General features: G+C 64.7%; 13 protein-coding genes. 5 read left to right on the top strand and 8 right to left on the bottom strand.

Going from position 1 to position 14,713, the window contains the following annotated elements:
- Positions 1–6 precede the first annotated feature (6 nt).
- The 4 genes from ACVISU_RS03585 to lptF all read right to left on the bottom strand — a co-directional run bounded on the left by ACVISU_RS03585 (position 7) and on the right by lptF (position 5,788).
- Positions 7–954, bottom strand: a complete 948-nt coding sequence (locus tag ACVISU_RS03585) for a SurA N-terminal domain-containing protein (RefSeq protein WP_456706022.1) — start codon at positions 952–954, stop codon at positions 7–9.
- Positions 955–1,026: 72 nt separating this feature from the next.
- On the bottom strand, positions 1,027–3,528 hold the full coding sequence (locus ACVISU_RS03580; protein ID WP_456706021.1) for an LPS-assembly protein LptD: 2,502 nt from the start codon (positions 3,526–3,528) through the stop codon (positions 1,027–1,029).
- On the bottom strand, positions 3,528–4,625 hold the full coding sequence (gene lptG / locus ACVISU_RS03575) for an LPS export ABC transporter permease LptG (RefSeq protein ID WP_050406431.1): 1,098 nt from the start codon (positions 4,623–4,625) through the stop codon (positions 3,528–3,530). Before lptG ends, ACVISU_RS03580 begins: the two co-directional genes overlap by 1 nt.
- The gene (lptF, locus tag ACVISU_RS03570) at positions 4,622–5,788 is read right to left on the bottom strand and encodes an LPS export ABC transporter permease LptF (RefSeq protein WP_050406430.1); all 1,167 of its coding nucleotides are present in this window, start codon (positions 5,786–5,788) and stop codon (positions 4,622–4,624) included. Before lptF ends, lptG begins: the two co-directional genes overlap by 4 nt.
- A gap of 370 nt (positions 5,789–6,158) precedes the next feature.
- On the opposite strand from lptF, the gene ACVISU_RS03565 reads away from it, so the two are divergent.
- The 3 genes from ACVISU_RS03565 to ACVISU_RS03555 all read left to right on the top strand — a co-directional run bounded on the left by ACVISU_RS03565 (position 6,159) and on the right by ACVISU_RS03555 (position 8,796).
- A complete protein-coding gene (locus tag ACVISU_RS03565) occupies positions 6,159–7,664 on the top strand; it encodes a leucyl aminopeptidase (protein ID WP_456706020.1) in 1,506 nt (501 codons plus the stop codon).
- 15 nt (positions 7,665–7,679) lie between these two features.
- The gene (locus ACVISU_RS03560) at positions 7,680–8,132 is read left to right on the top strand and encodes a DNA polymerase III subunit chi (protein WP_050406428.1); all 453 of its coding nucleotides are present in this window, start codon (positions 7,680–7,682) and stop codon (positions 8,130–8,132) included.
- A gap of 115 nt (positions 8,133–8,247) precedes the next feature.
- Complete coding sequence (locus tag ACVISU_RS03555) at positions 8,248–8,796, top strand: hypothetical protein (RefSeq protein WP_083991886.1); 549 nt, start codon at positions 8,248–8,250, stop codon at positions 8,794–8,796.
- A 36-nt stretch (positions 8,797–8,832) separates the two neighbouring features.
- Here ACVISU_RS03555 and ACVISU_RS03550 read toward each other — a convergent pair whose 3' ends face one another.
- The 3 genes from ACVISU_RS03550 to ACVISU_RS03540 all read right to left on the bottom strand — a co-directional run bounded on the left by ACVISU_RS03550 (position 8,833) and on the right by ACVISU_RS03540 (position 11,477).
- Positions 8,833–10,695, bottom strand: a complete 1,863-nt coding sequence (locus ACVISU_RS03550) for an ABC-F family ATP-binding cassette domain-containing protein (RefSeq protein WP_456706019.1) — start codon at positions 10,693–10,695, stop codon at positions 8,833–8,835.
- 107 nt (positions 10,696–10,802) lie between these two features.
- Complete coding sequence (locus tag ACVISU_RS03545; RefSeq protein WP_083991961.1) at positions 10,803–10,985, bottom strand: hypothetical protein; 183 nt, start codon at positions 10,983–10,985, stop codon at positions 10,803–10,805.
- Between the two features lie 225 nt (positions 10,986–11,210).
- Complete coding sequence (locus ACVISU_RS03540; RefSeq protein WP_050406602.1) at positions 11,211–11,477, bottom strand: hypothetical protein; 267 nt, start codon at positions 11,475–11,477, stop codon at positions 11,211–11,213.
- 350 nt (positions 11,478–11,827) lie between these two features.
- On the opposite strand from ACVISU_RS03540, the gene ndk reads away from it, so the two are divergent.
- Together ndk and ACVISU_RS03530 are read left to right on the top strand one after the other, a co-directional pair.
- Positions 11,828–12,250 carry a nucleoside-diphosphate kinase gene (ndk, locus tag ACVISU_RS03535; protein ID WP_063695155.1) on the top strand — a complete coding sequence of 141 codons (423 nt, stop codon included), beginning with the start codon at positions 11,828–11,830 and terminating at the stop codon, positions 12,248–12,250.
- A 111-nt stretch (positions 12,251–12,361) separates the two neighbouring features.
- On the top strand, positions 12,362–13,201 hold the full coding sequence (locus tag ACVISU_RS03530; RefSeq protein ID WP_050401451.1) for a TerC family protein: 840 nt from the start codon (positions 12,362–12,364) through the stop codon (positions 13,199–13,201).
- A 9-nt stretch (positions 13,202–13,210) separates the two neighbouring features.
- On the opposite strand, the gene ppx is transcribed toward ACVISU_RS03530, so the two are convergent.
- Positions 13,211–14,713 (bottom strand): exopolyphosphatase, encoded by a 1,503-nt coding sequence (gene ppx / locus ACVISU_RS03525; protein ID WP_050401450.1) that lies wholly within the window; start codon positions 14,711–14,713, stop codon positions 13,211–13,213.

Genomic DNA, 14,713 nt, shown 5'->3' with positions numbered 1-14,713 from the left:
AGTCGATCATCGCCCGCCTGGATATTCGATCATCGCGGCTTTCCGGACTTCCTGCAGGTAGGCCTTCGACTTCGCCTCGTACTTCTGCACGTACATCTTGTCCCGCATCTCACGCTTCTTCGGCGTGTCCACGGTGGTTGCCTTACGGCCGCAGAGGGCAACCATCTCGATGCCCTGCTTGGTGAGTTCGGGAGGGGTGAGGTGGCCGACCGGGGTCTTGTCCAGGATGTCGCGCAGCGACTGCGGCAGGTCCGCCGACGTCTTGACGACGATCTCGCGGATCGCGGCGTTGCGCATCGACTTGAAGAAGGTGTTGGCCTCCTCGCAGGAGGTCACGCGCTCGCGCAGGGTGTCGGCTTCCTTGCGACGGCTCTCGAATTCGGATTGCGGAGAGCCGCGGGGAACGATCAGAACGATCGGCTGCATCCGGTATTCGAACGCTTCGGCGTCGGGGGCCTCGCCGGTCCCCTTGACCGCGGTGTCGACGTCCTTCTCGCCGACCTGCAGGCTTTCCTTGAAGCGGCCGCGGACCAGGCTGGTCCAGACCATGTCGGCCCTGATGCGCTGCTTGAGCGTATCGGGGCGGATGCCCTTGCTCTCGAGGACCTTGGTCAGCTGGTCGTTGTTCAGCCGCATCCGTTGGGCCATGCCGCCATAGGACTGTTCGATATCGTTGGCGGTGGGATCGACGCCGAATTTCTTGGCTTCCTTGATCTTCAGCTTCTCGTCGATCAGCTCGTCGAGGATGGCCTTCCGATCGGGATTCTTGCCGCCGGTCAGGGCGTTCAGCTTGGCGCGCTGCTCGATGTCGAAATTGGTGATGGGTTCGCCATTGACCATCACGGCGATGGTCTGGGCATGCAGCCGTGCACCGCCCCCCAGGAGGAGGAAAAGAGCCAGCAGGGAGCTCAACACCAGCTGATAGCGGCGCGTTGGCAGGCTAGCGGTCGTCATAGTTGTCATGTCAGCCGTTTAAACCATTCAAACCGGGGCCGCAGGCCCACGGGCAATACAAGCCCCCGCTCGTTACTGCACGCCAGCCGAACTGCTGGTCGTGGAGGTCTGGGCGATCGTCCGCAGCCCGATCTGGAACATGAACGCGTGGCTGAGGACGGGCGGCTGCGAACCGGCCTGATAGGTGTAGGACGTGATGTAGTTGGCTGCCAGCACGAAGCAGTCGTCCACGTAGCCCGCGCCGACGGCATACTGGTTGATCTTGTTCGCTTCAAGGTCCCAGCGCGCCGCACCCTGAACCACCCAGTTCGACGCCACCTTGACCGATCCGCTGGTGAGGATGCCCTCGCGGCGGGTCAGGTAGCCGAGTTCCGGCTGAGCTGCGTAATCGCCGTAGGTCACGGCGATCGACCAGCGGTCGAAATTCGCGCTCGCCGTGGCCTCGAATCGGTTGATGTTCCAGGTCGCCTCATCCATCCGCGAGCGGACGCTGAAGGTGTAGGTGCGGTTTGGCGAATAGGCGAGGCTCGCGACGTAATCCGAGCGCGGGTTCTGCAAACCGGAGTCGATGCCGGTATTGGTGACGTCGGCGACCGCGAACGAGTTCAACCCGAACATCTGGTAGGACTGTCCGAACATCCCCTTGATGCTGCCGCCCTGGTCGAACTGCGTGGTGGCCTGCACGCCGACATTGGCGCGGCTGCCGCCCTCGACGCGGTCGTAGCCGGAAAACTTGTCGACCGCGAACAGGTTGCTGGTGTCGAACACCAGGCTCTGCGCATCCTCGTTCGGAAGCTTGCCGGCATTGGGTTCGTTGGGCCGGATGATGACCTGCGCGATCGGCTCGACGGTGGTCGTGCCCCACGGTTGCACGTTGATGAAGGGGTAGCGGTATTCGAAGCCGACGGTCGGCATCAGGCGCACCGTCTGGGTGTCGCCGACCGGCAGGAAGTTGGAAACGCCCGGCTGGTTCGAGATGTCGGCGTTGATGGCATCGGCGCGGACGCTGGCGAACGGCGTCCAGATCTCGCCGAGTGGGTCGGTGTAGGACTTGCGCCACTGTGCCTCGGCGGTCAGGCGGGTGTAGGTGCCCGGCATGCCGCGCAGCAGGCACTGCGACGGCGTGCGCGCCATCGGATCGGCGGACGTGGTCGTGCACAACGGATTGAGAGGGTTGGCGGCCTGCGCCGTGATCGGGTCGAACACCGCGGTTTCGCGGGTCAGGTTGACGAAGTTCATCTTGTAGCTGAACTCGCCGCCCAGGATGTTGTTGTTGATCACGTTGTTGTAGTCGATGACAGGGGCGACCACCGGGACCTGGTTCTGGTTGCCCGAGTAGCTGAGATAGTAGATCGCGCGCGCGTCGAAGAAGCTGCGGTTGCCGACACCGGTCAGATAAAGCTGCGAGATCGCTTCCGTCGGCAGCGACAGGAACGAGCCGAACGGGTCCTTGTACTGGGCGAGCCGGTAGTCGGACATGAAGAAGTAGTCGGACAGCACGACGCCGTCCCAGCCCCAGACCCATTTGTCATTCAGTGCGAACTGACCCTTGGTGTCAACGCCCCAGCGGAACTGGCGATCGCCCGGCTGTCCGGCAAAGGCGTGCGGATCGGTCTGGTCGATGCCGTAAAGCCGGAACTGATATGAGCCGTCCGCGAAGCGCTGGCGGAATTCGGTCTGCAGCAGCACGCCCTGCTTCGTGGTGACGCGCGGGCTGAACGTCGCGTCCATGTCAGGCGCGATCGCCCAATAATAGGGGATTTCGACGCCGTAGCCGAACGCCGTGTAAGTGGTGAATCCCGGCATCAGGAAGCCGCTCTTGCGCTTCACGGTCGGATCGGGCGTCGAGAAGTAGGGCAGATATGCCGTCGGAACGCCGAAGAATTCGAGTTGGGCGTTCTCGAAATAGAGCATCTTCTCGGTCTGGTCATGGATGATGCGCGCGCCCTTGACCTGCCAGAGCGGCGGCTTCTTCGGATCGTCCTTGCAGGGTGCGCAGGCGGTATAAACGCCGTTGTCGAACACCGTGTAATTGCCGCTGGACCGATCGGCGCGGGTCGCCGCCATGCGGGTCTGGTCTTCAGTATCGACGCGCAGCGAATCGACGAACCCGTCGCGGTAGTCGTCGCTGAGATCCATGATGTTGGCGTAGGTGATCTTGCCTTCCGCATCGGTCATGCGGATGTTGCCTTCGGCATGAAGACGCTTGGTCTTCTGGTCGTAGATGACCTTGTCGGCCTCGACGCTGGTGCCGTTGTAGAACATCTGGACGTTGCCGACGGCCGAGATGCGGCTGTTGTTGTAGTCGTAATCGACCTCGGTCGCCTGAACGAGCATCTGCCCGTCATTCTTGGCCGGCGGGCGGACCGGCTTCGGCGGACGCGGATTGTAGGTGAATGCCTGCGCGGCAGCCGGCGTCGATGCGACGACATCGAGCGCGCTGACCACGACGAACGCGGCAACGAGAGCAGAGATCGAAACGCCAAACGGGGCCAAGCAGCTCCGTTGACGGCGCAGTACACTGCGCCGCCCGAATGCAGGCGACCTCAACTGGCGGGCGGCGACAGTAGCCACTACCCGTCCTCCTGGTACAACAAGGCCAAGAAACCGGTGAGGCTACCCACAACGACAGGCAACCACGCCGCAGCGATGGGATGCATCAACTCAGCCTTGCTCAAATCTTCAGTTACTTTCGACAGCACGTAGAGCAGAAAGCCTGCGCCCACGCCACTCAAAACCATCTTCTGCACGCCGCCCATCCGAAAGAAGCGGAGGCTCACAGAAGCCGCCAACATCACCATCGCAGCCAGCAAAAACGGCTGTGCGATGAGCTTGTGATACTGCAAGCGATAGCCAGCCGTCGCGAACCCTGAACTCTCCGACGAACGGATGTAGTTCGGCAGTTGCCAAAAGGACACAGTTTCGGGGGTGGAGAAGCTGTTGCGCACCTGCGCCGGGGTGAGGGTGGTCGTCAGGTAGAAGGTGTCCTGATCCACCGGAGCCTTGTCGAGGGTGTATCGGCGTACTCCGGTGAACGCCCAGCGGCCTTCTTCGAGCGTCGCTTCGCGCGCTTCGATTCGCTCCTTGAACTGCAGCGCCGTATCGAATCGAAACACCGTGAGGCCGGTCAGCCGGATGCCCTGCTGCTCGCTGCGCGCCGCATTGATGATCGCCTGGCCTTCGTCGTTGATCTGGTTGAGCCAGAAGCCGGACGCGTCCTGGATGCCGCCGCCGGGCGCCGAGCCGAACAGCTCGGCCTCCATCCGCTTGGAGAGTTCGCGCAGATTGGCCGACACCGGATTGTAGGCGGTGGTCGCGAAGATGCCGAGCACGATCGCACTGGCCAGCGCCGGCGAGATAAATTGCCAGGCCGAGACGCCGGCAGCGCGTGCGACGACGAGCTCCAGCCGCCGCGACAGCGCGAGATAACAAGTCATCGCCCCGATCAGCACGCAGAACGGCATCAGCTTCTCGAGCAGCTGCGGCACGCGGAACAGCGAGGTTTCCGCGACCGTGATCGCGGAGGCCCCGACCAGACTCGAGGTCTTGCGCACCATCTCGATGTAGTCGACCAGCACGAGCAGCACGAAGATGCCCGCGAACACGCCCACCGCCGCGACGACGAAGCGGCCGGCGAAATAACGCCCGAGCGTATTTGTGACCATGCTCATGCGGTGGCAGGCCTCCGGAAGAGGCGCGCAATGCGCTCGTTGTTCCGGTTGATCGCTTCCATCAGCGCCGGCGGCGGTTCGACGACCACGCCGCCGACGATCATCCAGATCCCGACGCCGATGCCGGCGAACAGCATCAGGTATTGCACCAGCGCCGCCAGCGGCGTCTTCACCGCCATGACCGAGCAGGCGAATCCGACCATGCGCAGGCCGAACACCGCAAACACCGAGCCACCGATCGAGAAATTGCGGCTTTGCCGCGTGGTGCGCGGCGCGCCGAGGAAGGCGAAGGTGAGGGCTGCGAACGCGAACGGATAGATCGGTGCCATGAAGCGATCATGCAGCTCGGCGAAGAACTGGCCCGCCAGCTGCTGATAGGTCTGGTCGTTCTCGTCCGGCCACATCAATTCCCAGAGGTAGCGCTCGCGAATGCCGAGCGTGACGTCGCGGCCCTGCGAGAATTTCGACATGTCGAAGGCGTAGCGCTGAAACACCACCAGCGTCGGGTCGCGCTTGCCGACCTCGAATCGCTCGAGATTGCCGTCCTCGAGCACGAGGTATGAACCGCTCTCGTTCTTCAGCACGGTGCCGTGGTCGGCGACGATGGTGACGCGCTGCTGCGGATCGCGGCGATCGTCGACGAAAACGCCGCCGAGCACGCCGCCGGGCAGGCGCTCGCGGATCCGGATCGTCAGGTTCTGATCGAGCTGGGCGAAGCGGCCGGGCTGCAGGATGTTGGTCAGCACGTCGGCGGTGATCTCGGCGTCCCACTGCTTGATCCGGCGCATGCCGTCGGGGGCGAGATAGGCGCCGATGAAGGCGACCAGCGCCGCCACCACGCAGGTGGCGAAGAAGAACGGTCGGAACAGCCGGAACGGCGAGAAGCCCGCCGCGTTCATCACGATGATTTCGGAGTCGGTCGCGAGCTTGTTCAGCGTGTGCGAGATCGCGATCATCAGCGCGATCGGGGCGATGATCAGGACCAAAGCCGGGATCACGAGGCCGGTGATGCCGAGGAAGGTGAGGATGGTCTGACCCTGGCTGGTCATCAGGTCGATGCCGCGCAACGCCTGCGTAATCCAGATCACGCCGGTAAGGCTGACCAGGACAAGCGCAAACGACGCCAGCGTCGTTTTGAAGATGTACTTGTCGATCGACCCCATCGCTACCGCACGACCCCCGAGACCCCCTTCACGCAACCAGACGCACGGCTTTCGACCAATCCCGTCAACCCGGGTTCCCCTATGGTCGAGCCGCGGACTCGTCCGGCTCACTCTCTGTTCACAATCTCACTACCATCCCTTTGATCCGTCAACAAAATGGCCGGGCCAAGGCGCGCTTAATTTATGGTTAATTAATCGCTTTTGTGGCCTTCCGGCCACTCCGGTGCTTGGCAGCGGCGCAGCCCGCGGGTCATAATATATCAGAAGCTTGGTCCGGGTCGCCCCGGACCGCCATCGCAATGCTCACCCCCGCGTGCCGGAAGGGCCGCCTCAGGCCCGAGCAACACCCTGAGTTTTGGAGGATTTTCCTATGTCCGACGCCGTCAAGGTCGGCTTTGTCCCGTTCTCCGCGCCTGCCCGCGGCATTCTGGTTGCCTTCTGCGATGAGCAATTGAAGCTGGGAACCGCCACCCGGAAGGCGCTGGGAGCTGCCGCCGAGACGGTCAAGCGCGCCGCGGCAGCCAACCAGTTCAAGGGCAAGAGCGGGGCGGCCCTGGATATCCTGGCGCCAGAGGGAATCAAGGTCGACCGGCTGATCGTGATCGGCACCGGCAAGGCGGCCGAGCTGAAGGAGAAGGATTTGCTCAAATTCGGCGGCGTGGCGGCCGGCAAGTTGAACGCCGGCAGCGGCGCGATGACCATCATCGCCGAACTGCCCGATGCGGCGATGACAGCTGACCAGGCGGCCGCGATCGCCACCGGTATCCGGCTGCGCGCCTACAAGTTCGACCGCTACAAGACCAAGAAGAAGGACGGCGAGGACGGCACCGTGCAGGCCGATGTCTCGATCGCGGTCGACGACGTCGCGTCTGCCAGGAAGGCGTTTGCGCCCGAATCGTCCATCGTCGATGGCGTGAACCTCGCGCGTGAGCTCGTCAACGAGCCGCCGAACGTGCTGTACCCCGAGGAGTTCGCGCGCCGCGCCAGCCAGCTGCGCAAGCTCGGCGTCACCGTCGAGGTGCTCGACGTCAAGGCGATGACCAAGCTCGGCATGGGCGCGCTGCTCGGCGTCGGGCAAGGCTCGGGCCGGCCCAGCCGCACCGTGATCATGCGCTGGAACGGCGGCAAGAAGAGCGAGGCGCCGGTCGCATTCGTCGGCAAGGGCGTCTGTTTCGACACCGGCGGCATCTCGATCAAGTCGGCCGGCGGCATGGAGGATATGAAGGGTGACATGGGCGGTGCGGCCTGTGTGGTCGGGCTGATGCACGCGCTGGCGGCGCGCAAGGCCCGCGTCAACGTGGTCGGCGCCATCGGGCTCGTCGAGAACATGCCCGACGGCAACGCGCAGCGTCCGGGCGACATCGTCACCTCGATGTCCGGCCAGACCATCGAGATCATCAACACCGACGCCGAGGGGCGCCTCGTGCTCGCCGACGTGCTCTGGTACGTCGCCAAGAAGTGCAAGCCGAAATTCATGGTCGATCTCGCAACGCTGACCGGCGCGATCATGGTCGCGCTCGGCACCGATCACGCCGGCCTGTTCTCCAACAATGACGAGCTCGCCGAGCGCCTCACCAAGGTCGGTCTGGAGACCGGTGAGAAAGTCTGGCGCATGCCGCTCGGTCCCGAATACGACAAGCAGATCGACTCGCAATTCGCCGACATGAAGAACACCGGCGGACGCAATGGCGGCTCGATCACGGCGGCGCAATTCCTGCAGCGTTTCGTCGACGGCATGCCCTGGGCTCATCTCGATATCGCCGGCACCGCGATGGGCGCGCCGAAGACCGAGATCAATCAGAGCTGGGGCTCGGGTTACGGCGTCCGGCTGCTCGATCGGCTCGTCTCCGAATATTATGAAGCCAGGAAATCATAGAGTATCGGCCGGAGCATGACCGAGGTTCTGTTCTACCATCTGCAGAACATGACGCTGGAGAGCGTGCTGCCGCCGCTGCTCGAGAAGTCGCTCGAGCGCGGCTGGCGGGTGGTCGTACAATCGACGTCGCAGGAGCGCGCCGAGACGCTCGACGCGCATTTGTGGACCTACAGCGACGATTCGTTCCTGCCGCATGCGAGCTCCCGCGTTGCCGACGCGCAGGATCAGCCGATCCTCCTGTCGATCGAGGAGGGCAATCCGAATCGGGCCAATGTCCGGTTCCTGGTCGACAATGCGGCGCTCCCGGCCGACTGCGACAGCTACGAGCGGATCGTCCTGGTGTTCAACGGCGACGACCCGGACGCGGTAGCTTCGGCGCGGGAGAGCTGGACCGCTTGCAAGGCACGCGGCTTCGAGGTCACCTATTGGCAGACCGACGAGCGGGGACGCTGGCAGCGGCGCCAATAGCGATATCGACTAATTAATGATAATTCGACGTTTCCTGAGACGGGGCTTGGGGCGGGTCACGGTCATGCCGCAAAGTGATGTTCGGACAAGCCCTTAGGTAGAGGGATGAGGAGCCTTGTCGATCGTGCGAGACGGAACATTCAGTCGGAAGTCGCTGCTGGCGTTGCTGGTGCTTGCACCTGGCCTTGCCGGCTGCTCGAGCGCATCCGACATCTTTTCGCGTGACGCGGATTGGTTCTCGCGCCCTGGACGGGTGTTCATCCGCAACATCTCGATCGAATCGCCGCCGCTGACGCCGGACAAGCCGGTGACCAACGACGATCTCGTCAGCGCCGATGGAAGCTGTCCCGGCATGGCGCCGCCCGCTGGTGCCGCTGACGCCAACGCGCAGGCGCCCGGTGCGCCGCCGCAGCCGACCGGCGGCAGCGTCGCACTCGGCCACACCGAATGCGACGTCGTGCGCGGCATCGGCGCCCCCGACAGCGTGAACCTGTCCAGCGCGCCGGGCGGCGAGCGCGTCGCGGTCGTGACCTGGTCGCGCGGCGCGCGCGCCGGCATCTACACGTTCAATTCGGGGCGCCTGACATCGGTCGAGCGTGGCCCGGATGCTGCGCCCGAGCCGAAGCCCGCGAAGCCGAAGAAGAAAAAGACCGCGCACGGTTAGGGCATTTTCGCCGCAGCTCCGTCCGGCGGATCAAATCTAGTTTGCGGCTTCGTCGGGCCCGGAACTCGCTTCCAGCCATTCCTCCTCGGCGCGTTGCAACGCGCTCTCGGCGCCGGCGCGCGCCTTGGTCAGCTGTGCGGCCTGTTTGGGATCGCGGGTGAAAATATCGGGCAGCGCGAGCGCGGTATCGATCTTGGCGATGATGCCGTTGATGCGCTCGATCTCGCTCTCGGCCTGTGCGACGCGCTGCCTCGGTGAAGCGCGCTTCTCATTGCGGGCGCGTTCCGGCCGTGCCGGCTCCTTGACGCGCTCACGCGACACGGTCCGTCCGTCATTGGCCGACAGGATCATGCGTCGATAGTCGTCGAGATCGCCGTCATATGCCGTCACGGTCTGGTTAGCCACGACCCACAGGCGGTCGGCGCAGGCCTCGATCAGGTAGCGATCGTGCGAGACCATCATGATGGCGCCGGGAAATTCGTTGATCGCCTCCGCCAGTGCCGCGCGGCTGTCGATGTCGAGATGGTTGGTCGGCTCGTCCAGGATGATCATGTTGGGGGCGTAGAACGTCGCCAGCCCGAGCAGCAGCCGCGCCTTCTCGCCGCCCGACAGGCTCTTCACCAGCGTGTCGCCGGCCTTGCCGGAGAAGCCGATCGCGCCGACGCGGCCGCGCACCTTGCTCTCCGGCGCCTCGGGCATCAGCTTGCGGATGTGATCATAGGGCGAGCCGTCGAGATTGAGCTCGTCGACCTGATGCTGGGCGAAATAGCCGACCGACAGTTTATCCGCCCGCGTGATCCTGCCGGTGAACGGCGCGAGCTTGCCCGCCAGCAGCTTGACCAGCGTCGACTTGCCGTTGCCGTTGGCGCCCAACAGCGCGATGCGGTCGTCGGTGTCGACGCGCAGCGTCACGCGGTTGAGCACGGGCTTGCCCGGCTCGTAGCCAACCGAGACGTCATCGACCGCGATGATCGGCGGCGACAGCAGCTTCTCCGGCGCCGGGAACGAAATCTCGCGAACGTCCTGGGTCACCAGCGCGGTGATCGGTTTCATCCGCTCCAGCATCTTGACGCGCGATTGCGCCTGCCGCGCCTTGGAGGCCTTGGCCTTGAAGCGGTCGACAAAGTCCTGCAGGCGCTTGCGTTCATCGGCCTGCCGCTTGGCGTGCTTGGCGTCGAGCAATTCGCGCGCGGCGCGCTGCTCCTCGAACGAGGAGTAGGTGCCCTTGTAGAGCGTGAGCTTGCCGCGATCGAGGTGCAGGATCTGATCAACCGAAGTGTCGAGGAGATCGCGGTCATGGCTGATCACGATCACCGTGCGCGGGTAGTTGGCGAGGTGGTTCTCGAGCCACAACGTGCCCTCGAGATCGAGATAGTTGGTCGGCTCGTCCAGCAGCAACAGATCGGGCGCGGAGAACAGCGTCGCCGCCAGCGCCACGCGCATGCGCCAGCCGCCGGAAAATTCCGCACACGGCCGTGCCTGGTCCGATGTCGAGAAGCCGAGGCCGGCGAGTATCGCCGCGGCGCGTGCAGGGGCGGAGTGGGCGTCGATGTCGACCAGCCGGGTCTGGATCTCGGCGATCCGGTGCGGATCGTGCGCGGTCTCGGCCTCGCGCAGCAGCGCGTCGCGCTCCAGATCGGCCTTCAGCACGACGTTGATCAGGCTTTCGGGGCCGTCAGGCGCTTCCTGCGCAAGGCTGCCGATCCGCCACCGCGGCGGCAGCGCGATGCTGCCGCTCTCGATCGGGAGGTCGCCCCGGATGGCATGAAACAGCGTCGACTTGCCGACGCCGTTACGGCCGACAAATCCGACCCGCGCGCCGGGCACGATTTGCACAGAGCTGTGATCAATCAACAGCCGCCCGGCGATCCGGACTGAAATGTCAGTGATGGAGAGCATGCAGCGTTGTCACCGGACCCGCTGCGAAACGCAACCCGTAAATCTCTCCGGGTAGCTGTTGCAAAAGCGCAAATTGGCTGCTGGTCAGCCTCTAACATTAAATGGCATTAATGGCGATCGGCTTCGCGTCGTTGCATCTCGTCCAGGAGCTGCTGCAGGCGGGAGGACAGCGCGGGCTCTGGCCGCATGCTTTGCTGTAGCCGTTCACCCACGGCGTCGCAGATGTAACGGCAGGTCTTGTGATCCATCTGATCGGGATCATTTTCGATCTGGGTCATGGGCATCGTCATGGTCGATCTCTTGGTATGGTTGTTGGCGAGTTCCACCTCGCGTATTCGAATAAATTCTTGCCATGACAAGTCGCGACCCTGAATTTGGTTTCCGCCCTGCCTTACTCTCGCCTTGGGGTGGTGGTGAGCGGCGTCACGCGGCCGGTTCCCCTGCGGGCATGAAAAAAGCCCCGGCGCGAGGCCGGGGCTGAGTCAGTTGGGGGAGCAGTCGACAGAACGGATGGATCAGTAGCAGCGGTTGACCAGGCGCCAGCGCGGACCCCACGGGGTCGGCACGACGCGGCGGACATAGCAGCCGCCATAGCCATAGCCGTATCCGCCATAATAGGCCGGGCCTCCGACGATGACGCGCGGGCCGCCCCACCAGCCGTGGTGCCATCCACCGTGCCAGCCGCCATGCCAGCCACCCCAGGCCGAGGCGGAGGTCGGGGCGAGCGCGGCGGCACCGAGCGAAATTGCGGCAACGGCAGCGAGCGATAATTTGCGTAGCATGATCGTCTCCTCGAGGTATGGGCGCGCATGTCGCGCCCGCGGTGACATCGTTTCCCGAGACGTCCTGTGAGGCTTGCGGATGGGGGGCCAGCAAGGCGTCCGATCGGTGGAGAGCCTAGGCGGCTGCAGCTGAACGGCAGCGGCACGGCGCTGTCAGAATGGGTTCACCTAAGTGAAATCGCGGTAAGTTGGCCGAGCCTGTCTCTGCCCGGAGACCGCCCGGACAACGGTTTTTGTCGTGAAGATCCCTCAAAACTAAAGGCTAACGCGTCACAGGGTCGCTTGCCGTTACCCCATCGCGCCGATATAAGCCCCGGCAACTCCCAGCCACCGTTTACAAGGACGAAATCATGGCGATTGAACGCACCTTTTCGATCATCAAGCCCGATGCCACCGAGCGCAACCTGACCGGCGCGGTCAACGCGGTGATCGAGAAGGCGGGCCTGCGGATCGTGGCGCAGAAGCGCATCCGCATGACCCGCGGCCAGGCCGAGACCTTCTATGCCGTCCACAAGGCGCGCCCGTTCTTCGGCGAGCTGGTCGACTTCATGACTTCAGGCCCCGTGGTGGTCCAGGTGCTGGAGGGCGAGGGCGCCATCCTGAAGTACCGTGATGTGATGGGCGCGACCGATCCGTCGAAGGCCGCCGAAGGCACCATCCGCAAGCTCTATGCGAAGTCGATCGGCGAGAATTCGGTGCACGGTTCCGATGCGCCGGAGACCGCGTTGATCGAGATCGCGCAGTTCTTCGCCGGCAACGAGATCGTCGGCTGACGCCGCACAATTGGGAATGACGCGGTCTCCCGACGAGACCGCGTAGGAATGAACCGGGGAGCGGCGGACCACCGCCGCCAGGGGCGGTCGCAAGGCCGAATAGGACCCGCTGTGGACTGGCTGTGGCAGATCTTTGATCCGGCGTACATCGGCGCGTTCTTCACCGAGTTCAAGAACGAGATGGCGACCCCGACCTTCTGGGTCGCCGTCGGCAAGATCATCTGGATCAATGTTCTGCTGTCGGGCGACAACGCGCTCGTGATCGCGCTCGCCTGCCGCGGGCTCGCGCCGCGCCAGCGCCTGTGGGGCATGATTCTCGGCGCCGCCGCGGCGGTGCTGCTGCGCGTCATCTTCACCGGCATCGTCGCCAGCCTGATGGAGCTTCCCTATCTGAAGCTGGTCGGTGGCCTCGCGTTGATCGTGATCGCCGCCAAGCTGCTGGTGCCAGAGCAGGAGGACGAGGACAGCGTGCACGCGGCCTCGCATCTGTGGGCCGCGGTTCAGATCGTCGTGGTCGCGGACATCGTGATGAGCCTCGACAATGTGATCGCGGTCGCCGCCGCCGCCAATGGCAGCGTGCCGCTGCTGGTGCTCGGACTTGCGATCAGCGTTCCCCTGATCGTCGCCGGCGCGGCGCTGATCATGGCGCTGCTCACCAAGCTGCCGGTCCTGGTCTGGGCCGGCGCCGCGCTGCTCGGCTGGATCGCGGGCGACGTCATCGCGACCGATCCGGCGGTGCATCCGAGGCTGGATGCGCTGTTCGCCGGACCGCTCGGTGCCAGGCTGGATTCCTGGCTGAACTCGCTCGGCATGTCGCCGCAATTCGCCCATGGCGGCAACGGCGGCGAGATCGCGCTCGCCGTGCTCGGCATCATCGTCGTGTTGGTTGTGGGATCGATCTGGCGCCGCCACGCACAGCGGAAAGCCAAGCACGCCGCCAAGGCGGCGTGAGGGGTATTATTAGCGTCGCACGATCGAGCCGGCGCGCCCGACCAGCCGCGCCAATTGCTTGAAGCGGCTGCCGACGCGGTCGGCGACCAGATCCACCATCCGATGCTCGAACACCAGCATCAGCTTGCGACCCTGGGTACGGAAATGCGTCAGCGGCAGCACGCCGGTGCGTGCCGCCGTGATCAGATGCGCGACGCGGAACGCCGCGCCGAGCACACGCGCGCGCTCGTCCATCGCCGGCGTCACCAGCGCGCGGATCTGCGGCGGCGGCTCGTTCTCCTCGCTGAGGCCGGCGTAGCGATAGAACACCGACAGCGCGACGAAGGCGCGGCCCTGATGGGTGATCGAGCCGAAATTGCCGTTCATGATCAGGCTGAGGGTTTCCTCGCCGCGATGATCGGGATGGACGCGCCAGCCGATATCGGAGAGCAGGCAGGCGACGTGACGCAGCCTGCGGTCTTCCTCGGTCTCGCGCAGCCGGACGACGCGCACCAGCCGGTCGGTCCACGCCGTCAGCTCCTGAGCGTGACGGGCGGAGCGCGACAGCAATTCGTTGAGGTTCTGCGCGGCGCAGTGCAGCCCATCCTTGGCGCGCTCGGCCGGCGGCAGCATCTCGTAGAGCAGGCCCTCGCGCACGCCGAAGGTGGAGAACACAATGCTCTTCGGCTGCGCCACGCGGATGATGTATTCGAGCACCAGCGCGGCATAGGCCAGTAGCGGCCGCCGCGCGTCGGCGATCGACTCGATATTGGCCAGCATGTTGGTGGCCGCGAGCCGCCGCAGCCGCTGCACGAAGTCGAGCGCGTCGGCGGCCGGAATCGAATAGCCGTGCATCACCTTGAGCGGGTAGCCGCTCTGGATGATGTGGATGCGCGCCAGCGCACGCCAGGTGCCGCCGACCGCGTAGAAGGTGCGACCGCGACCGGTCTTGAGCTGGGCAACGCCGAGCAGTTCGTTCTTGACGATGCGTTCAGCACGCTTGAGCGACTTGTTCGAGAGGTCCTGCAGTGCAAGGCTGCCGAGCGGCAGCGTCACGCCGCTGCGCACGCGGTTGCCCCGGACGTCGATCAGTTCGAGCGAGCCGCCGCCGAGGTCGCCGACGATGCCGTTCGGATTGTGCACGCCCGAGACGACGCCGAGCGCAGACAGCTTCGCTTCGCGCGGTCCGGTGAGAATCTCGATCTTGGCGCCGCAGATGCGCTCTGCCTTGGCGATGAAGTCCGGTCCGTTCTTGGCGTCGCGGCAGGCCGCGGTCGCGATCGCGTAGACGCGGCCGACCTGCTGGATCCGGCACAACGCGCGAAAGCGGCGCAGCGCGGTGAGCGCCTTGTTGACGGCATCGGTTGCGAGCAGGCCGGTGCTCTGCACCTCGCGTCCGAGCCCGCACAACGCCTTCTCGTTGAAGATGGTGACGAGGCTGCGCGCCATCGCCTCGTAGACCACGAGACGAACCGAGTTCGAGCCGATATCGATCACAGCGACGCTGGAAGCGCGCTTCCGCGGCCGCTTCAC

This window comes from Bradyrhizobium sp. USDA 4452 (assembly GCF_054063575.1).
Note: the sequence above shows the minus strand (reverse complement) of the source record. Positions and strands in the feature narration are given on the sequence as shown.

Excerpts from the sequence above, each read along its gene's own strand:
- ndk (WP_063695155.1), top strand. The coding sequence starts at position 11,828 with ATGGCGATTGAACGCACCTTTTCGATCATCAAGCCCGATGCCACCGAG.
- ACVISU_RS03565 (WP_456706020.1), top strand. The coding sequence starts at position 6,159 with ATGTCCGACGCCGTCAAGGTCGGCTTTGTCCCGTTCTCCGCGCCTGCC.
- ACVISU_RS03585 (WP_456706022.1), bottom strand. The coding sequence starts at position 954 with ATGACGACCGCTAGCCTGCCAACGCGCCGCTATCAGCTGGTGTTGAGC.
- ACVISU_RS03560 (WP_050406428.1), top strand. The coding sequence starts at position 7,680 with ATGACCGAGGTTCTGTTCTACCATCTGCAGAACATGACGCTGGAGAGC.
- ACVISU_RS03545 (WP_083991961.1), bottom strand. The coding sequence starts at position 10,985 with ATGACGATGCCCATGACCCAGATCGAAAATGATCCCGATCAGATGGAT.
- ACVISU_RS03550 (WP_456706019.1), bottom strand. The coding sequence starts at position 10,695 with ATGCTCTCCATCACTGACATTTCAGTCCGGATCGCCGGGCGGCTGTTG.
- ACVISU_RS03540 (WP_050406602.1), bottom strand. The coding sequence starts at position 11,477 with ATGCTACGCAAATTATCGCTCGCTGCCGTTGCCGCAATTTCGCTCGGT.
- lptF (WP_050406430.1), bottom strand. The coding sequence starts at position 5,788 with ATGGGGTCGATCGACAAGTACATCTTCAAAACGACGCTGGCGTCGTTT.
- lptG (WP_050406431.1), bottom strand. The coding sequence starts at position 4,625 with ATGAGCATGGTCACAAATACGCTCGGGCGTTATTTCGCCGGCCGCTTC.